General features: G+C 72.3%; 17 protein-coding genes and 1 riboswitch. Of the genes, 4 read left to right on the top strand and 13 right to left on the bottom strand.

Annotated elements, in window-relative coordinates; all coding sequences use genetic code 11:
* Window positions 1-50 precede the first annotated feature (50 nt).
* The 5 genes from AB0I52_RS17970 to AB0I52_RS17950 all read right to left on the bottom strand — a co-directional run bounded on the left by AB0I52_RS17970 (window position 51) and on the right by AB0I52_RS17950 (window position 4,220).
* Window positions 51-992, bottom strand: a complete 942-nt coding sequence (locus AB0I52_RS17970; protein WP_363073611.1) for an ROK family glucokinase — start codon at window positions 990-992, stop codon at window positions 51-53.
* Window positions 993-1,065: 73 nt separating this feature from the next.
* Entirely contained in the window at window positions 1,066-1,524 is a 459-nt protein-coding gene (locus AB0I52_RS17965; protein ID WP_363073609.1) for a DUF5304 domain-containing protein, read from the bottom strand.
* Between the two features lie 83 nt (window positions 1,525-1,607).
* The gene (locus tag AB0I52_RS17960) at window positions 1,608-2,837 is read right to left on the bottom strand and encodes an ArsA-related P-loop ATPase (protein WP_363073607.1); all 1,230 of its coding nucleotides are present in this window, start codon (window positions 2,835-2,837) and stop codon (window positions 1,608-1,610) included.
* Between the two features lie 4 nt (window positions 2,838-2,841).
* The gene (locus AB0I52_RS17955) at window positions 2,842-3,291 is read right to left on the bottom strand and encodes an SRPBCC family protein (protein ID WP_363021337.1); all 450 of its coding nucleotides are present in this window, start codon (window positions 3,289-3,291) and stop codon (window positions 2,842-2,844) included.
* A 122-nt stretch (window positions 3,292-3,413) separates the two neighbouring features.
* Window positions 3,414-4,220, bottom strand: coding sequence for a metallophosphoesterase (locus tag AB0I52_RS17950; RefSeq protein WP_363073605.1), 807 nt, complete (start codon window positions 4,218-4,220; stop codon window positions 3,414-3,416).
* 279 nt (window positions 4,221-4,499) lie between these two features.
* Here AB0I52_RS17950 and AB0I52_RS17945 point away from each other — a divergent pair, with 279 nt between their 5' ends.
* Window positions 4,500-6,296, top strand: coding sequence for an AMP-dependent synthetase/ligase (locus AB0I52_RS17945; protein WP_363073603.1), 1,797 nt, complete (start codon window positions 4,500-4,502; stop codon window positions 6,294-6,296).
* A 57-nt stretch (window positions 6,297-6,353) separates the two neighbouring features.
* On the opposite strand, the gene AB0I52_RS17940 is transcribed toward AB0I52_RS17945, so the two are convergent.
* Window positions 6,354-7,496: a glycosyltransferase family 4 protein gene (locus AB0I52_RS17940; protein WP_363073601.1), complete on the bottom strand. Its 1,143-nt coding sequence runs from the start codon at window positions 7,494-7,496 to the stop codon at window positions 6,354-6,356.
* A gap of 102 nt (window positions 7,497-7,598) precedes the next feature.
* On the opposite strand from AB0I52_RS17940, the gene AB0I52_RS17935 reads away from it, so the two are divergent.
* Complete coding sequence (locus AB0I52_RS17935; protein ID WP_363073599.1) at window positions 7,599-8,831, top strand: glycosyltransferase family 87 protein; 1,233 nt, start codon at window positions 7,599-7,601, stop codon at window positions 8,829-8,831.
* On the opposite strand, the gene AB0I52_RS17930 is transcribed toward AB0I52_RS17935, so the two are convergent.
* The 5 genes from AB0I52_RS17930 to AB0I52_RS17910 form a co-directional block, all read right to left on the bottom strand.
* Entirely contained in the window at window positions 8,788-10,041 is a 1,254-nt protein-coding gene (locus AB0I52_RS17930) for a hypothetical protein (RefSeq protein WP_363073597.1), read from the bottom strand. The two genes, AB0I52_RS17935 and AB0I52_RS17930, sit on opposite strands and share 44 nt — an antisense overlap.
* Before the next feature lie 62 nt (window positions 10,042-10,103).
* Window positions 10,104-11,144 carry a C40 family peptidase gene (locus tag AB0I52_RS17925; protein WP_363073595.1) on the bottom strand — a complete coding sequence of 347 codons (1,041 nt, stop codon included), beginning with the start codon at window positions 11,142-11,144 and terminating at the stop codon, window positions 10,104-10,106.
* A gap of 237 nt (window positions 11,145-11,381) precedes the next feature.
* Window positions 11,382-12,407, bottom strand: a complete 1,026-nt coding sequence (locus AB0I52_RS17920; protein ID WP_363073593.1) for an NlpC/P60 family protein — start codon at window positions 12,405-12,407, stop codon at window positions 11,382-11,384.
* Between the two features lie 284 nt (window positions 12,408-12,691).
* Window positions 12,692-14,056, bottom strand: a complete 1,365-nt coding sequence (locus AB0I52_RS17915; protein WP_363073591.1) for an NYN domain-containing protein — start codon at window positions 14,054-14,056, stop codon at window positions 12,692-12,694.
* A 34-nt stretch (window positions 14,057-14,090) separates the two neighbouring features.
* Window positions 14,091-14,333 carry a hypothetical protein gene (locus AB0I52_RS17910; RefSeq protein ID WP_024494175.1) on the bottom strand — a complete coding sequence of 81 codons (243 nt, stop codon included), beginning with the start codon at window positions 14,331-14,333 and terminating at the stop codon, window positions 14,091-14,093.
* Between the two features lie 161 nt (window positions 14,334-14,494).
* Between AB0I52_RS17910 and AB0I52_RS17905 the strand changes: the two genes are divergently transcribed.
* Complete coding sequence (locus tag AB0I52_RS17905; RefSeq protein ID WP_363073589.1) at window positions 14,495-15,229, top strand: rhomboid family intramembrane serine protease; 735 nt, start codon at window positions 14,495-14,497, stop codon at window positions 15,227-15,229.
* On the top strand, window positions 15,226-15,507 hold the full coding sequence (locus AB0I52_RS17900; protein WP_123470113.1) for an Lrp/AsnC ligand binding domain-containing protein: 282 nt from the start codon (window positions 15,226-15,228) through the stop codon (window positions 15,505-15,507). The genes AB0I52_RS17905 and AB0I52_RS17900 overlap by 4 nt, the downstream gene beginning before the upstream one ends.
* 62 nt (window positions 15,508-15,569) lie before the next feature.
* On the opposite strand, the gene AB0I52_RS17895 is transcribed toward AB0I52_RS17900, so the two are convergent.
* Entirely contained in the window at window positions 15,570-16,946 is a 1,377-nt protein-coding gene (locus AB0I52_RS17895; protein WP_363073587.1) for an aminotransferase class V-fold PLP-dependent enzyme, read from the bottom strand.
* 172 nt (window positions 16,947-17,118) lie between these two features.
* A riboswitch (SAM riboswitch) is annotated at window positions 17,119-17,236 on the bottom strand.
* An 83-nt stretch (window positions 17,237-17,319) separates the two neighbouring features.
* Entirely contained in the window at window positions 17,320-18,384 is a 1,065-nt protein-coding gene (gene trpD, locus AB0I52_RS17890) for an anthranilate phosphoribosyltransferase (RefSeq protein ID WP_362953499.1), read from the bottom strand.
* Window positions 18,385-18,496 lie beyond the last annotated feature (112 nt).

The raw sequence follows: 18,496 nt of genomic DNA, 5'->3' as shown, positions 1-18,496 counted from the left end.
CCCGAGAGGGGCGCGACGGGCGTCCGTCATGTCCGTGGTACCTGGGTGGATCAGCCCTGCCGGGCCAGGTCCGCCGCGCCCACCAGCCCGGCCTTGCCGCCCAGTTGGGCCGCGAGAACCTGGGCGTGCGGACGCCACTCGCCGCCGATCAGCCAGCGCCGGAACGACTTGCGGATCGGGTCGAGGACCAGATCGCCCTCGTCCGAGACGCCGCCGCCGACGATGAAGGCGGACGGGTCGAAGAGCGAGGCGAGGTCGGCCAGTCCCGCGCCGGCCCAGCGGGCCAGCTCGCGGAACGAGTCGACGGCCACCGGGCAGCCCTGCCGGGCGGCCTCACTGATGTGCTTGCCCTCGATGCCCTCGACCGTGCCGTCGCCGAGCGACAGCAGGATCGTGGCGTTCTCGGGGGTGGCGTTGGCCCGCTGCTTCGCGTACCGGACGAGCGCCCGCCCGGAGGCGTACTGCTCCCAGCAGCCCTGGCTGCCGCAGCCGCAGAGCAGACCGTCCGGGACGACCCGGATGTGGCCGAACTCGGCGGCCACGCCGAAGCGTCCGCGGCGCAGCTTGTTGCCGATGATGATGCCGCCGCCGAGGCCGGTGCCGAGCGTGATGCAGATGACGTCCTCGTGGCCCTGGCCCGCGCCGAAGCGGTACTCGCCCCAGGCCGCCGCGTTGGCGTCGTTCTCGACGACCACGGGGAGGCCGACGCGCTGCTCGACCTTGTCCTTGAGCGGCTCGTGCCGCCAGTTGACGTTCGGTGCGAACAGCACCGTGGCACGCTTGTCGTCGACGTATCCTGCCGCGCCGATGCCGACCGCCTCGATCGCGTGCCCCTCGCTGGCACCGGACACCGCCGCCGCGATCGCGTCCACGATGCCTTCGGCCGTCGGCGGGGTCGGCACCTTGAAGGTTGAGAGGATGTGGCCCTCTTCGTCGACCACTCCAGCTGCGATCTTCGTGCCGCCGATATCGACGCCGATGGTGAGTCCCATGAATCCCTCAGTTTCGGTCGAGCCCCGCTGGGGCAACCGTACCCGAGGCCGGGCCCCGCCCTGTCGGCGCCGGTCAGTCCAGGTCGATCTGCTCGCCCGTGCCGGGCCCCTCGTCTCGGGGGTCGGTGGCGTCGTCCGCCTTCTTCTCGGTGCCCGCGGGGTCCCCCGCGCCCTGGGTCCAGCGGCGTTCCTGGCCCTCGACGGCCGAACGGTAGGCGGCGAGCAGTTCGCCGCCGGCCGCGGCGATGTGATCGAAAACGTCGGGGTTGCGCTCGATGACGGGTTCGACCGCGGACTTCGCCTGCTTGATGACCTGCTGGACCGCGCCCTGGGCCGCCATGCCGAAGAGCGGCGACTGGAGGGACGAGACCTTGTCGGCCACGGCGTCCATCAGCTTGCGCAGCTCCTCGGCCGCGGAGCCGGGCGGCGGACCGTACTCGGCACGGCGGCGGGCCTTCTCGGCGGCGAGATCCTCGGCGCAGGCCTGCGCCCACGCGTCGTCGTCGGCGGGACGATCGGTGGCTTCGCTCATGGCGGACTCCTGCGACGTGGGTGGCCGGCGGCCCGGCACACGGGACCCGTACCTACGACGGTACCCGAACGGGGGTAAGGCGTTCAGCTCGTCCTGGGCCACAGGTCCGCGTCGGGCGTGAACCGGACACGCAGCACGCCGTCGGTGAGCGAGGCGCCGGAGACGGTGCAGCGGCGCAGCGCGGACTCCAGGGGCACGATGCGGTGGAACGGGCCGACGGTGAGCAGGAGTTCGTTGCCGCGGCGGACCAGCTGGAGGTCCTTCTTGACCGCTCCGGGCAGCCGCAGGCACCAGATCAGTATTCCGTCCGGGCCGTCGCCACCCTCGGGACCGTCCGGCGCGCCGGACTCCTCGATCCACCAGGGGTTCTCGGCCCGGCCGGTCCCCCGGTCGGCCACGGCCACGGCCGGCGCGGCGTCCCCGCCGGTCAGGGCGGTCAGGTCGGCGGAGCCCTGCGGGTCACGGCCCAGGTGCGGCACCTCCACCGGCGGGGCCTCGGCGGCCCACTCCTCGCGCCAGTGGTCGAGGCACTTCTCCTGCTGTGCGGCGAGCGCCGCGAACCAGGGGTCCGGGGAGTGCCGGGGCAGCACCCGGTTGGCCACCAGGGCGTCGACACGCACTCCCTGGAGGGCGAGTCCGGTCCGGACGGTACGCAGCGCGTCCTCGGCGGACGGGCCCGGTTCGGCGACCAGCCGGAGCGTGGTGGCGCGGTCCTCGATGAGCGCCTGGACGGCGGCCAGTTCGGCGTCGCGCCGGGCAGCGGCCTCGTACAGCCAGTGTGCGGGCATGGGCACGCCGGCCAGCTGGGCGAGCATCGGGCGCAGGGCGCGGGCGGCCTGGCGCTCCTGGGGCACCAGCCGGCGCAGATAGCGGCGCAGCTGTTCGGGCAGGGCCAGCAGGGCGAGGGCTTCGCGCAGCGGCGGCAGGTCGACGACGAGGAGGTCGTAGCCGTGGCCGGACCAGTCGCCCTGTGCGGCGCGGTGCAGGCTGTGGAGCAGGGCGAGCTGGTCGCTGCCGGGGAGTTCGGTGAGCTCCTCGCCGTCCAGCTGGTTGCCGCCGAGCATGCCGAGTACGCCGGACAGCTGGTCCTGGAGGGCGAGGAGTTCGCTGCGGAAGTGCTCCGCGGAGTCGGTCCGGACGGACCACAGGGTGTCGGTGACCCGTGCGGGTTCGGTGGCGGAGGGGAAGCCGGGTATGGCGTCCGCCGAGATCAGCAGGGTGCGGGCGCCGCGCCGGGAGCCGGCCAGCGCGGTCGCCGCCGCGACGGTGGTACGGCCGGCGCCGCCGGGGCCGGTGACCAGGACCGTACGCACCGGGTCAGGCCTTCGGGACGGATTCGACGCGCTTCTTCAGACCGGCCAGGGCGCGGTCGATGATGACCTTCTCCGCCTTGCGCTTGATCATGCCGAGCATCGGGATCTTGACGTCGACGGTCAGCCGGTAGGTGACCTCGGTGCGGTCGCCGTCGCCGAGCGGGGCCAGTGCGTAGGAGCCGTCGATGGCGCGCAGCATCTGGGACTTGACCAGGGTCCAGCTGACCTCGTAGTCGCCGATCCAGGTGTACGCGAGGGTGTGGTCGTCCTTGATCGCTCCGGCGTCGAGGACGAGGCGGACCTTCTCGGCGCGGCCTCGGTCGTCGGTGGCGAGCACCTCGGCCTCCTTGACCTCGCCGGTCCATTCCGGATAGCGGTCGAAGTCGGCGATCACGCCCATGACGTCGGCCGGTGCCGCCTCGATGGTGATGCTCGAGCTGGTGTGTTCAGCCATCGCTGTGGCCCTCCAGTGCGGTGTACCGGTCGATCGGCAGAGACCTGCCGCCAGAAGGCTATCGCGTGTGCGCCGCGCCTCGGCCCAGGGCCTGCCGGGATGCCCGGTGCGGCCGGGCCCGGTCACCACTCCAGCGCCCACGGCCTCCCGGTCGAGGCGAAGTGGCCGACGTTCACGCACTCGGTGGTGCCGATCCGCATCCGGCGGACCAGGGGCTGGTGGACATGGCCGAACACGGAGTACCGGGGGCGGGTACGGCGGATGGCGTCGAGCAGGGCCCGGCTGCCGCGTTCGAAACGGCGCGCCACGGTGTCGTACGTCAGCTCCGGAACGTCGGGCGGGATGTGGGTGCAGAGCACGTCGACCTCACCGACCGCTTCGATCTTGGCGGCGTACTCCTCGTCGCTGATCTCGTACGGGGTGCGCATCGGGCTCCGGAGCCCACCGCCGACGAACCCGAAGACGCGGCCGCCGATCTCGGCGCGGTCGCCGTCCAGGACAGTGGTTCCGGGGCCGGCGTACTCGGGCCACAGGCCGGGGATGTCGACGTTGCCGTAGGTGGCGTACGTCGGGGTGGGCAGCGCGGCGAACATCTCGGCGTACTGCTTGCGCACCGCCGTGACGATCGCGGTGTCGCGGTCCACGCCCGCCCACAGGCCCCGGCCGAAGTCCCGGGCCTCCTCGAAACGGCGCTCGGTGCGCAGGGCGACGATCCGGTCGGCGTTCTCCACGCCGAAGAGTTCCGGGAAGATGCCGCGCGAGTGATCGGCGTAGTCGAGGAAGAGCACCAGGTCGCCCAGGCAGACGAGGGCGTCGGCGCCGTCCCCCGCGCGGGCCAGCGCCTCGGTGTTCCCGTGCACGTCACTGACCACGTGGATGCGGGTGCGCCGCTCGGCGGCGGCCCCCCGGCTGTTCGGTCCGGCCCTCATGACGATCACCCTAGGTCCCTCGCGCCCGCCTGGGTAGAGGGCACCGGACCTGCGGTTACTTCCAGGGCCCGGCCGGGGTGCACTACTGTGCGCGAAAGGCCAGCCGATATGTGTGACGCGTAAGACATCTGGCCGGAACCCCCTATCCGGAACCGAGTACTGGTGGGTAACGTCCGGGCAGTCCAGTCGTGCTCACCCCACTGAGCACCCGCCATCTTGGACCGCAGCCGGTGCGTCACACAGAGCCGTGGCACCGGAGCCCGATGAGGAGCAGCAGTCTTGCGCGAGTTCAGCCTTCCGGCCCTGTACGAGGTCCCCTCGGACGGCAACCTGACGGATCTCATCCGCCGCAATGCCGCTCAGCATCCCGATGTAGCGGTGATGGCCCGCAAAGTGGCGGGCGTCTGGACCGACGTCACCGCCACGCGGTTCCTGACCGAGGTCAGAGCCGCCGCCAAGGGACTGATCGCCGCCGGGATCGAACCCGGCGACCGGGTCGCCCTGATGTCGCGTACCCGTTACGAGTGGGTGCAGCTGGACTTCGCGATCTGGAGCGCGGGCGCCGTCACCGTGCCGGTGTACGAGACCAGTTCGGCCGAGCAGGTCCAGTGGATCCTGGGCGACTCGGGCGCCGTCGCGGTCCTGGTGGAGAGCGAAGCGCACGCCGACGCCGTGGCCTCCGTGCGCGACCGGCTGCCGGAACTGCGCCATGTGTGGCAGATCGACAAGGGCGCGGTCGACGCGCTCACCGCGTCGGGCGCGGAGGTCTCCGAGGAGACCGTGGATCTGCGCAGCGGGAGCGCCAAGGCCGACGACCCGGCCACCATCGTCTACACCTCGGGCACCACCGGACGCCCCAAGGGCTGTGTGCTCACGCACCGCAGCTTCTTCGCGGAGTGCGGCAACGTGGTGGAGCGGCTCAAGCCCCTCTTCCGTACCGGTGAGTGCTCCGTCCTCCTCTTCCTGCCGGCCGCGCACGTCTTCGGACGGCTGGTCGAGGTCGCCTCCGTGATGGCCCCGATCAAGCTCGGCTGCGTACCGGACATCAAGCACCTCACCGATGAACTGGCCGCGTTCCGGCCGACCCTGATCCTCGGGGTGCCGCGGGTCTTCGAGAAGGTCTACAACTCGGCGCGGGCCAAGGCCCAGGCCGACGGCAAGGGCAAGATCTTCGACAGGGCCGCGAACACCGCGATCGCCTACAGCCGCGCGCTGGGCACGCCGCAGGGTCCGTCCGTGGGCCTGAAGTTCAAGCACAAGGTGTTCGACCGGCTCGTCTACAGCAAGCTGCGGGCCGTGCTCGGCGGACGCGGCGAGTACGCGATCTCCGGCGGTGCGCCGCTCGGCGAGCGGCTCGGGCACTTCTACCGCGGGATCGGCTTCACCGTCCTGGAGGGCTACGGCCTGACCGAGACGTGCGCGGCGACCGCCTTCAATCCGTGGGACCGCCAGAAGATCGGCACGGTCGGCCAGCCGCTGCCCGGCTCGGTCGTGCGGATCGCGGACGACGGCGAGGTGCTGCTGCACGGCGAGCACCTGTTCTCCGGGTACTGGAACAACGAGACGGCGACGGCCGAGGCGCTGGCCGACGGCTGGTTCCACACCGGCGACATCGGCACCCTCGACGAGGACGGCTATCTCGCGATCACCGGCCGCAAGAAGGAGATCATCGTCACGGCGGGCGGCAAGAACGTCGCTCCCGCCGTCATCGAGGACCGCATCCGCGGGCACGCCCTGGTCGCGGAGTGCATGGTGGTCGGCGACGGACGCCCGTTCGTGGGCGCGCTGGTGACGCTGGACGAGGAGTTCCTGGGCCACTGGGCCGAGGAGCACGGCAAGCCGGCCGGTTCCACCGCCCTGTCGCTGCGCGAGGACCCGGAGCTGCTGGCCGAGGTGCAGCGGGCGGTCGACGACGGCAACGCCGCGGTGTCCAAGGCCGAGTCCGTACGCAAGTTCCGGATCCTGGCCGCCCAGTTCACCGAGGAGGCGGGCCACATCACGCCGTCGCTGAAGCTGAAGCGGAACGTGGTGGCGAAGGACTTCGCGGACGAGGTCGAGTCGATCTACCGCGGCTGATCCGCGTGACGCGTACGGACGGGCCCGCACCGCTTTCCGGTGCGGCCCGTCCGGCGTTCAGAGCAGCGCCCTGAGCTTCTCCGCCAACAGGTCCCAGCGCCACTTCTCCTCGACCCAGGCCCCGCCCCGCTCCCCCATGCGCCGGCGCAGCTCCGCGTCGCCGAGCAGCGCGACGATCCGCTCCGCCGACTCCTCGGCCGAGCCGCCGCGCACCACCCAGCCGGTCTCGCCGTCGAGCACCGCGTCCGGGGCGCCGCCCGAGTCGCCCGCCACCACCGGCAGCCCGGTCGCGGACGCCTCCAGGTAGACGATGCCGAGCCCCTCCACGTCGAGGCCGCCGCGCCGGGTGCGGCACGGCATCGCGAAGACGTCACCGGCCCCGTAGTGCGCGGGCAGTTCCGCCCAGGGCACAGGGCCGGTGAACCGCACGGAGTCCTGCACCCCGGTCTCGGCGGCCAGCTTCTCCAGCTCCCCGGCGTAGGGTCCGCCGCCGACGATCAGCAGGACGGCGTCGGGCACCTCGGCCAGGATCGCGGGCATCGCGAGGATCAGGGTGTCCTGGCCCTTGCGGGGCACCAGCCGGGACACGCAGACGACGACCGGCCGGTCGGTGAGCCCGAGCCGGGCGCGGACCAGACCGCCGCCGGAGTCCGGGTGGAAGGTCTTCTCGTCCACGCCGGGCGGCAGCTGGACCATGCGGTCCGCGGCCGCCGGGGTGAGCGCCGCGGCGATCCGGGACCGGGTGTACTCGCCGAGATAGGTGATCGTGTCCGTGCCCTCGCCGATCCGCCGCAGCAGCTGCCGGGAGGCGGGCAGCTGGGCCCAGCCGGCCTCGTGCCCGTGCGTGGTGGCGACCAGCCGCCGGGCACCGGCCCGGCGCAGCGCCGGTGCCATCAGCCCGAGCGGGGCGGCTGCGCCGAACCAGACGGACGAGCAGCCGTGGGTGCGCAGCAGCTGGACGGCGCGCCGGGTCACCCGCGGGGTCGGCAGCAGCATCGTCGTGCGGTCGCGGACCACGGTGAAGGGCTGCTCGGCGTCGAACGCGGCGGTGGCGGCGGCGCCCTCGGGGCCGCGCTTCCAGGTGGAGGCGTAGACGACGATCCGGTCCGGGTCCAGCCGGAGCGCCATGTTGTGCAGGAACGCCTGGATGCCACCGGGGCGGGGCGGGAAGTCGTTGGTCACGATCAGGGTCTTGTCCATCGCCGCCGACAGTACCGGGCGGACCAGGCCCTACGGCTCCCGCACGGACCGGCCGGGCATCATGTCCTGTCGTACCACCGACGGAACGGACGAGGACGGAACATGACGGGTTCGAGCAGCGCACGACCGGCCTTCGCGGTGTGGGCCCTCACCAGGGCCCTGCTGCTGCTCTGTGTCATCAAGGTGATCACGCTGCCGGGGGCGGACGTGACGAACGACGTCTCGGTGATCTACCACGGCTGGTACGACGTGCTGCGCTCGGGCAGCTACCCGCAGTCCGACGTCACCTGGCAGTACCCGCCGGTCGCGGCGCTCGCGATCCTGTCCCCCGCCCTGCTGCCGTTCCTGGACTACGCCTCGGCCTTCTTCGTCCTGGCGTTCCTCTGCGACGCGCTGGTGCTGGGTCTGCTGCTGTACGCGGGCCGCGGCGCCGCCCGGCGGACGGCCGGGGCCTGGGTGTGGGTGGCGGGGGTGCCGCTGCTCGGTGCGACCGCGTACGCCCGGTACGACGTGATGGTGACGGCCGTCGCGGTGGCGGCGCTGCTGGCCGGTGTCCGGCATCCGCGGGTGATGGGGGCGCTGGCGGCGGTCGGGGCGACGCTGAAGGTGTGGCCGGTGCTGCTGCTCGCCGGTACGGCGCGCGGGCGCCGGACGCGTCTGGCGTGGACGACCGCGGCGGGGGTGGCGCTCGGGCTGCTGGGGCTGTGCGCGGTGGTGGCGCCCGGCGCGCTGGCCTTTCTCGGTTTCCAGCGCGACCGGGGCACCGAGGTCGAGTCGCTGGGGGCGCTGGTCTTCCATGTGGCGCGGCAGTTCGGCTGGCCGGGCCGGGTGGAGCTGCATTACGGCTCGCTGGAGTTCCTGGGCCCGCACGTGCCGCTGGTGAGCACGCTCGCGCTGGGACTGAGCGTGGTGGCGTTCGGCTGGCTGGTGGTGTGGCGGCTGAAGGCGCGCACGTTCGGCGTGAGTACGCCGGCGGACGCGGCGTTCACCGCGGTGCTGCTGTTCACCACCACGAGCCGGGTGATCAGCCCCCAGTACATGCTGTGGCTGGTCGGTACGGCCGCGGTGTGCCTGGTCTTCCGGGAGAGCCGGATGACGCTGCCGGCCTGTCTGGTGCTGGCCGCGACGGGCGTCACGCAGCTGGAGTTCCCGCTCGGGTTCATCCACGTGGTGACGAGCGACGCGACGGGTGTGACGCTGATGTTCCTGCGCAACGGGCTGCTGGTCGCCGCGACGCTGATCGCGGGCGGGCGGCTGTGGCGGGACACGGTGACGCGGCCGGCCCACGGAATCAGCCGAGCCGGTCGCGCACGTACTCCCGCCAGCGCGCCGTGAAGTCCTGCGGAGTCGTGCCGAGCACCTCGTGCAGGGCCTGCTCCACCGCCCCGTCCCGCCCTGAGTGCCCTCCGACGGCCCGGTAGACGGCGAACAGCTTCTCCTCGCCCCAGCGGTCGGCGATGAGCTCGCAGGCCAGCCAGCCGCCCTCGTACGCCCTCGCCAGCCGGTCCGGGTCCTCGGTGAAGCCGAAGTCCTCGTCGGTGGGCAGGGCGGCGGGCAGCTCGCCGCGCCGGACGGCGTCCGCCAGCTCGGGCGCGACCTCGGCGGCGGTGCGGTCCCCTTCCCGGTAGGCCGCCCAGTCCGCGAAGCCCTCGGAGAGCCAGGTCGGGGTGGCGGCGGAGGTGCGGGCGCGGGTGGCGACATGGGTGGTCTCGTGGGTGAGGACGACGCGCTGCCCGAAGGCGCCGAGCATCGCGTACGCCTTCGGGTTCACGATCACCCGGTCCGCGGGCGCCGTGCCCGAGCCGCCGGTCTCGCCGGTGGTGACGGCCGCTATGCCCCGGTAGTTCGCGGCGGGCGACCCGAGCAGCTCCGCCATGTCCTGCACGGTGTCCGGGACCAGCACCACCACCCGTCCCGCCCAGCGCTCCGGCCAGGCGTCGGAGACGGCGGGCACCGCCCGGTCCGCGGTGGCCGCGATCCGGGTCAGCTCGTCGCGGGAGCGGCCGACGCCCAGCACCAGGCTGTGCGTGCCGCGCACCACCTCGACGTCGCCCTGCTGCCAGAGCTGCCGGCCGCCGCCCTCGGCCGGGCGGTCGGCGGTGAGGTACCAGCGGCCGTCCGCCGGGTCCCGTTCGAGGTCGAGGACCCGGTCCACGGAGACCGGCGCGCTGTCGTAGCCCTTGATCCGGTAGCCGAGCCGGACATCAGCGGTGGCCCGGTCCGCGCCGTGCGCCGAGACATCGGTGAGCCGGTACGTCCAGGAGCCGATCGGCATGTCCGCGAGGTGGCCGATCTCCTTGCGCTGCGCGGCCCGCAGGTCGGGGGCGTCCTCGGCGACGACCGCGGCATAGGCGTCCGGGTCGTGGTGCAGCACCGCGGCGGCCCGGCGGTCCAGGGTGGCGCGGATGTCGGCGGCGGCGGTGTCCGGGGCGTGACCGGCCGGGGCCGAGCAGGCGGTGGCGCACAGCAGCGCGGCGAGCACGGCGCCCGCCGCGCGCCGTGCTCCACCGCGCGCCCGCCCTGCGGTACGCCCCTGATCAGCCACAGGAACGAGAGTAACGACCTCACCCGCGACGCCGCTGCCCGTCGTGGTCGAGGCCGTGCGGGTCAGACCCGGGTGACCGAGGAGACGGGCATCATGCCGACGGGGTCGTAGCGGACCGGGGCGCCTGGGTACGGGGCGTGGATGACCTGGCCGTTGCCCACGTACATCCCGATATGGCTGGCGTCCGCGCGGTAGGCGACCAGATCACCGGGCCGGGCCTCGGAGAGCGGCACCATGTGGCCGGCGTACCGCTGGGCCTGCGAGGTGCGGGGCAGGCTGACCCCGGCCTGGGCGTACGCCCACTGCATCAGCCCGGAGCAGTCGAATCCGGAGGGCCCGCTCGCGCCCCAGACGTACGGGCGGCCCAGCGCCCGCTGGACGGCCATGACGGCGGCCGCCGCCCTCGCCGAGCCCGCCGGAAGTCCGGCCGTCGGCCCCGTCGTCCTCGTCGCGGTGTCCCGGCCGCCGCGCGAGGCCCGCTCGAAGGCCGCCCGGTCGGCGCCGGGCAGCGATCCGAGCAGCCGCCTGGCCTCGGTGAGCTTGCGCACGACGGTCCGCTTGTGACGGCTGACGGCGGCGCGGCCGCGCTCCAGGCCGGCGAGCGAGCCGGCGGCCTCCGCCCGGATCTGGGCCAGCGCCCGCTGGGCCCTGCGGAGTTCGGACAGGGTGCCCGCCCGACTGTCGTTCGCCCGGCCCAGCACGGCGGCCCGGTCGAGGTAGTTGTCCGGGTCGGAGGAGAGCAGCAGGGCGACCGAGGGGTCGATGCCGCCGGACCGGTACTGCGCACGGGCCGCGGAACCGAGCGCCGTACGCATCCCGTTGACGCGCTCCTGGCCCCGGGCCGCCCGGTCCTGCGCCCGGCTCACCTCACCGCGCAGCCGTCCGACGTCCTCGCCGGCCTTGTCGTACTCCTCGGTGGCGTGCTCGGCCTCGGCGTAGAGGCGGTCCACCCGGGCCCCGGCGGACTGCGGGGTGTCCTGCGGCTCGGCGTGCGCGGTCGCCGCGCCGAGCGTCGCGGCGGCGGTCGCCGCCGCGGCCGACAGGACAGTGACCCGGGCGCTCCGGCTGACGCCGGGCTGTGTGGAACGGCGATGGGACACCACAGGACGCCGCACTCCCTTCCGCTGTACGCAGACGTGCGCGGCCCCTGCCGCCCGGGGCGGGCGGACCGACACGTGGAGCCGCGCGGCAGCCAGACAGTAGTCGCGCGATCACGGAGCGGACAAAGGCCGCGCCGGGCGGACGGGAGGCACAAATGACGGCGCCCCGCCGGTGACCTGTGGTCTCCGGTGGGGCGGGCTGTCAGTACGGGGCGCGGGAATTCGCCCGTTCGGGCGTGATCAGATGCGCACGGCGGTCTGGTAGGCGCCGACGGTGTTCATCGACTCGAAGCGGACCACGGCGCCCGGCTTCGGGGCGTGCAGCACGGTGTTGTTGCCCGCGTAGAGGGCCACGTGCGAGGTGTTGCTGAAGAAGACGAGGTCGCCCGGCTTCAGCTGGCTGCGCCCGATCTGGGTGCCCTGGTTGATCTGGGTGTACGTGGTGCGGGTGATCTGGGCACCGGCCTGGGCGTACGCCCACTGGGTCAGGCCCGAGCAGTCGTAGGAGCTGGGGCCCGTGCCGCCGGAGACGTACGGCTTGCCGACCTGCGTGGAGGCGGCCTGGAGGGCGGCCCCGCCGAGACCGGAGGCCGGGGCCTCGTTGCCGAGGTCCACGCGGTCACCCGCGTCACGGCTGGCCCGCACGTCGTCCTGGCGCATCTTCTCGCGCTCGGCGGCGGTCAGGGTGTTGAGCACCTTCTGCGCCTCGGCGAGCTTGCCCTGCTGCTTCTTCTTCTTCTCACCGAGCGTCTTGCGGACGTCCGCGAGGTCGCTCAGCTTGTCCTGGGCCTCCTTGCGCTCCTGCGCGAGGGACCGCTGCTTCTCCTGGATCTTCTGCATCGACTCGGCCTGCTTGGCCGTCAGCTGGTCCAGGGCGGAGGCCTGGTCGAGGAAGCTGTCCGGGTCCGAGGCGAGGAAGAGCTGCACGGAGGGGTCGATGCCGCCGGAGCGGTACTGCGCGGCGGCGAGCGAACCGAGGCCGGAGCGGAGGGTGTTGAGCTCCTCCTGGCCACGTGCCACCTTGTCCTGCAGCGCGCCGACCTGCTTCTCGAGCTTCTGCTGCTTCTCCTTGGCCCCGCTGTACTGCTCGGTGGCCGTCTCCGCCTCGTGGTAGAGCTTGTCGACCTTCGCCTTGACCTCGCTCTTGGTCGGCTTGGGGTCGGCGTGAGCGGCCTGGGAGGTCAGGGCCACGGCCGCGGCGGCGGTCGCGGTGAGCACGGTCACACGGGCGCGGCTCGGGTTCTTGGGACGACGGTGGGACGCCACGAAGGCGAGCTCCTTCTTCCGTGAGCCGCCTACCGGGCTGTGGGGGACACACATCCCCGGCTCCGTATGGATCACGGACTCGGCGGTTCCTTCACTGCCACCCCGGGTGGGTGATCAACCGTGCGAAGGTTCGAGGCCCGACCATAGTGACCATCCTGTGATCAGTTCAAATCCTCGCAGGCAAAATCTCGTCACAGCCGGTACTTCTTTACCCACACCACACTGCGTGTAGCGACGAATTGACGGCCCGTTCCGTAATTTCCGGCAAGCCGCAACAAGTCCCACTAAACGCGCGAAAGCCGCTTCAGGAGCAAGAGGGACGCAACGGGCCTGGCCCCCGCCTTCGCCACTCCGTCGGCCACCTCGCGGTCGGTGGAGACCACCACGACGGGCCGTCCGGGCGGTTCGGCACGGGCGAGTTGCCGGATGAGCTCGTCCGCGGTGACCCCGGCTTTGCTGAACAGCACCCGCACTCCCCGGGGCGGCGCGAGCAGCACCGGAGCGGCCAGCTCGGCCCCGTCGAAGACGCAGGTCATCTCGGCGCCCGTCTGGGCGGCGAGCACCGACAGACCGCCCAGCAGCCGCAGCCGCTGCTTCTCCAGCGGCATTTGTGGATAGCCGGTCTTGGTGACGTTGTAGCCGTCCACGATCAGATGCGCCTGCGGCAGCGCGAGCAGTTGGTCCAACAGCGCCGGATCGGTGTCCGAAAGGGCTCTGGCGGCGATGTCCTTGGGGGACATCCGGCCCGGCTCGACGGCGTCGACGGTGTCCGCGGGACGCATCGAGGAGGGCGGCAGCGCCAGTTCGCGCCGCAGTCCGCCGGCCGCTTCGAGCACCGTGTCGAGCAGCAGCCGCAGCCGCATGTCCTCGACCGACCGCCCCTCACGCGCGGCCCGGCGCCCCGCCTCGACGGACGCCTCCGCCTCGCTGAGCCGCGCCCGCAGCCTCCGGGTCTCACTCTCCGCCGCGGACACCTGGACGGCCGCCTCGGCCCGTACGGCGTCGCTCTCGGCCCGGCCCCGGCGCAGCGCGGCCTCGCCGCGCTTCACCTCGTTGGCCGCGCTGCGCAGTTTGCGCTGGAGCGACTCGGCCTCCTTGCGGGCCGCGTCGAGATCGCCGCGGAGCCGTTCGGTCTCGCTCCTCGTCTGGGCGCGGGCCCGGGCGAGTTCCTCGCGCAGCCGTTCCAGTTCGCGCCGGGTCTCGTCGTCCACCCGCTCGGCGTCGGCCCGCTCGGCCTCCTCGCCCGCGGCGGCCAGCAGCTTCACCCAGCCGGCCGGACGCAGCACATAGGCCGCGGCGGCCACATCGACGGGGTCGGCGGCGGCGGGCGGTGAGCCCGCCTCCAGGGCGGCAGTCAGCTCCGGCTGGGTCTCCCTCAGCCGTTCACCGATGCGCCGGCGGAACGACGCGTCGCCCTCCAGGGCGGCCGCCATCGCGTTCCCGGCGAACTTGGCACGCCGGTTCGGCGTGAAACGGGCGTACTGTCTGAGCTGAGCCGGGAGTTCGGTGACCGTGAGGTCGCCGAACGCGTCCGAGACCAGCGCGACGACCCGACGCCGTACGCCTTCGGGCAGCGGACGGTCGAGCACCTCCACGGCATCGTCGGCCGCATCGGCCGACGCGGCGCCGCCAGCGGGCTGCTCCACCATCCGTCACCTCAAACTGTATGTCCGCACGGCCCCGTCAGGAGTCGGCACCCGGCCTGTCCACTAGCTCGATCTGGTCCACCGCGTTGCACCAACGACAGCGCACCGACTCGATGGTCTCACTGACCACCTCGCGTTCCTCGACGCTCGATTCCCCGGCCAGGTCGAGATGGACGTATTCGACGACCTTGGAGGAGCGCGTCACGTCGAATCGCGTGAGGTTTCCGCAGAGCGTGCAGCGCCAGCGGGTCGCCTCGGTCGGCTGGGGAACCGTCGTCATCGTTGCGTCCTCTTTCGTCGGGCCTCGTGCTGCCGCTCAAGGATCTTCGCGGTGCGCCGTCGAACTGCGGATGTCCTGCCGTAACCCTACGGCCTCGCCGCATACCACCGGCACGGCGAGGCGCTCTGTCCGGTTCCCTCCGCTTGAGTCATGCTCTGTTCATGATCGATCGGCGGGCTGCGGCCGGCAGACTCCTGCGGGCGGCCACCTCGGACGGACCGCCGGTGACCTACGCCCTCATCGCCCTGTGCTGCGTGGTCTTCGCGATCAGCCCGCTCTCCGGGCTCAACCCGGTGTACGGCGGCGCGGACGCCCTGCTGTCCGCCCAGGCCGGGTACTTCGAGCGCTGGGGCGTGATCCCGAGCGAACTGTGGGACGGCTCCGCACACGCTCTGCTCACCCCGCTGACCGCGCTCTTCGTGCACGGCAGCTGGCTGCATCTGCTCGGCAACATACTGTTCCTGTACGTGTTCGGAGCGATGGCCGAGGAGCGCATGGGCCACACCGAGTTCGCGTTCTTCTACCTCGGCTGCGGCTACCTCGCGCTGCTCGCCTACGCGGCCGCGCACGCCACGTCCGACCAGACACTCGTCGGCGCGTCGGGGGCGATCTCGGCGGTGCTGGGCGCCTTCCTCTACCTCTTCCCCAGGGCCCGGGTCACCAGCGTGTTCCCGTTCCTGCTCTTCCTGCCGCTGCGCTTCCCCGCCTGGATCGTGCTGATCTTCTGGTTCGTGCTGCAGTGGCTGGCCGCCGAGGGTGCGGGCAGCGGCCCCGGCGTGGCCTATCTCGCCCATGTGGTGGGCTTCGCCATCGGCTTCCTCTATGCCTGGGGGCGCTACGGGCGTGACGCTAGAGTGAGATCTCCAGCCGCCACCGAGGGAGAAAGCCAGCCGTGATCACCGCGATCGTGCTCATCAAAACCAGCGTGGACCGGATCCCCGAGATCGCCGAGGCCGTCGCGGCGCTGGACAGCGTCAGCGAGGTCTTCTCGGTCACCGGTACGTACGACCTGATCGCCATGGTCCGGGTGGCCAAGCACGACGATCTGGCCGACGTCATCCCCGGCCGGATCAGCAAGATCCCCGGCGTCGAGGGGACCGACACCCACGTGGCGTTCCGTACGTACTCGCAGCACGACCTGGAGGCGGCCTTCGCCATCGGTCTGGACGCGTAGGTACATGCGTTCGGCCGGGTACGGACGGCTGTCCGTACCCGGCCGAACGTGTTTCACGCCCCTCAGACCTGGGCGGCACCCCGGTCCGGGACGCAACGGCCGTCCTCGGTGCGGTACTTCCACTGGGCGCCCTCGCTCACCAGCTCCTTGACCGCCCGCACGAAGCGCTCGATGTGCTCGTCCGGCGTACCGGCACCGAAGCTGACCCGGATCGCGTTGAGCGACCTCTCGCCCGGCCCGGCCTCCGGCGCACCGCACTCACCGATGTCCTGCGGGTCGCTGCCGAGCAGGGTGCGCACGAGCGGGTGGGCGCAGAAGAGTCCGTCGCGCACCCCGATGCCGTACTCGGCGGAGAGCGCCGCGGCGAAGTGCGAGCTGTTCCAGCCCTCCACGACGAAGGAGATGACGCCGACCCGCGGGGCGTCGTCACCGAACAGCGAGAGCACCTTGACCTCGGGGACCTCGGCGAGGCCGGCGCGGACCGCGGCGACGAGCTGCTGCTCCCGGGCGACCAGGCCCTCGAATCCGGCCTCGGTGAGCGCCTTGCAGGCGGAGGCGATGGAGTAGACGCCGATGACGTTGGGGGAACCGGCCTCGTGGCGGGCGGCGGTGGTGTGCCACTCGACGTCCACCCCGCCGCCGGCGCGCCGGGCGACCTTGCGGGAGGCGCCGCCGCCGGCCAGGTAGGGCTCGGCGTCGCGCAGCCAGTCGGAGCGGCCGGCCAGGACGCCCGAGCCGAACGGCGCGTACAGCTTGTGGCCGGAGAAGGCGACCCAGTCCACGTCCAGCTCGGTGATGTCGACGGGGTGGTGCGGGGCCAGCTGCGCGGCGTCCAGCACGATCCGCGCGCCGTGGGCGTGCGCGGCGGCGGCGAGCTCCTTGACCGGCCACAGCTCACCGGTGACGTTGGAGGCGCCGGTGACGCAGACCAGCGCGGGGCCGTAGGGGCAGCGGTCCGCGAGTGCCCGCTCCAGCGTGGCGACGGCCTGGGCGGGGGTGCGCGGGGCGTTCAGGTAGGTCACCCGGGTGTCGCGCCAGGGCAGCAGCGACGCGTGGTGCTCGGTCTCGAAGACGAAGACCTGGCAGTCGGCGGGGACCGCGGCGGCCAGCAGGTTGAGGGAGTCGGTGGTCGAGCGGGTGAAGATCACCTGGTCGTCGGCGCGGCAGCCGAGGAACTCCGCGACGGTGACGCGGCTGGACTCGAAGAGGTCCGTGGAGAGCTGCGAGAGGTAGCCGGCGCCGCGGTGGACGCTGCCGTAGTACGGCGCGTACGCGGCGATGTCGTCCCACACCCGCTGCAGGGCCGGGGCACTGGCGGCGTAGTCCAGCGCGGCGTAGCTGACCTCACCACCGGTCACCAGCGGGACCGTCACATCCTTGCCCAGAACCGGCAGAGGGGTACAAATGGACTGGTCGGCGGCAGCGGTGAAGACAGACATGACGGACTCCCGTAACAGGCAGGCGAATTCCGCGTGCCCGCGGACACGCGGCAGCACGGAAGGAAGGAAGAGGATGTGCGGAGGAGGGCCGAAAAGCCCTATCGCATTCGCTTGCTCACAGAGGCTCCCTGAGGACCAGGACCCCACGGGTGGACATCTCACGACGTCGAGGGGTCCGCGCTTGCCGCAGACCTCGCTGCCTGCGGCCTGGTCTTCACCCGGGGCACCCCGCCACGGACGGAGGGTTGCCGGACAGCGGGCCGGGGCCGTAGTCGCTGTCACTCATGACCTGCCCAGCATCCTGCCATACGTACCGGAACGCGCAAGGCGCAGTCCATGATCTGGACTGCGCCCCGCTTCACCTTCCGTACGCTCAGGCGTTGCTGGCCCTGACCCATCTCTCCAGCACGCGCCCGGCGGACCCGGAGTCGATGGACTCGGCGGCCTTCGCGATACCGGCGGCGAGCTGTTCGGTGAGCGTGCCTTCCCCCTGGTCCAGCGCCACCAGGGCCGCCGCCGCGTTGAGCAGGACGGCGTCCCGGACGGGGCCGGTCTCGCCGGCCAGCAGCCGGCGGGCCACATCGGCGTTGTACGAGGCGTCGGCGCCGCGCAGCGCTTCCACCGGCACCAGGTCCAGGCCGACGTCGCGCGGGTCGAAGGCCTGCTCGCGCACGACGCCGTCCCGGGCCACCCAGACCCGGGAGGTCGCGGTGGTGGTCAGCTCGTCCAGGCCGTCGTCGCCGCGGAAGACCAGCGCGGAGTTGCCGCGTTCGGCGAGCACGCCCGCGACGATGGGCGCCATCCGCAGGTCGGCGACGCCGATGGCCTGGGAGCGGACCTGGGCCGGATTGGTGAGCGGACCGAGGATGTTGAAGGTGGTCGGGGCGCCCAGCTCCGACCGTGCCTTCGCCGCGTAGCGCAGGGCGGGGTGGAACTTCACCGCGAAGCAGAAGGTGATGCCCGCCTCCTCGGCCACCTCCACCACGCGCTGCGGCGGCAGATCCAGGTTGACGCCGAGCTTGCCCAGGACGTCGGAGGATCCGCTGGCCGAGGAGGAGGCGCGGTTGCCGTGCTTGACGACCTTGGCCCCGGCCCCCGCCACGACGATGGCGGACATGGTGGAGATGTTGACCGTCTTGGCCATGTCTCCGCCGGTGCCGACGATGTCGACCGTACGGCCGGGCACGTGGATGGTGGTGGCGTGCTCGTACATGGCACGGACCAGACCGGTGACCTCCGTGACCGTCTCGCCCTTGGCGCGCAGGGCCACCGCGAAGCCGGCGATCTGCACGTCGGTCGCCTCACCGCTCATGATGCGGTCCATCGCCCACGCGGTGTCGTCGGCGCTCAGGTCCTCGCCGCGCAGCAGCGGGGTCAGCACGCCGGGCCAGGAACGAGCCGCCACGCTGTCGCCGCCGACCGGGGTCACAACGTTCATGGTCCGCTCCTGGGGTCCACAGCCGATAAAGGGATGTGACCACCCTATCGAGCGCCGGGGACAGCGAAGAGCCCCGTCCATCGTATGGATGGGCGGGGCTCCTGCTGTGGCG

Source organism: Streptomyces sp. NPDC050423 (genome assembly GCF_040655445.1).
Lineage (GTDB): Bacteria > Actinomycetota > Actinomycetes > Streptomycetales > Streptomycetaceae > Streptomyces.
Note: the sequence above shows the minus strand (reverse complement) of the source record. Positions and strands in the feature narration are given on the sequence as shown.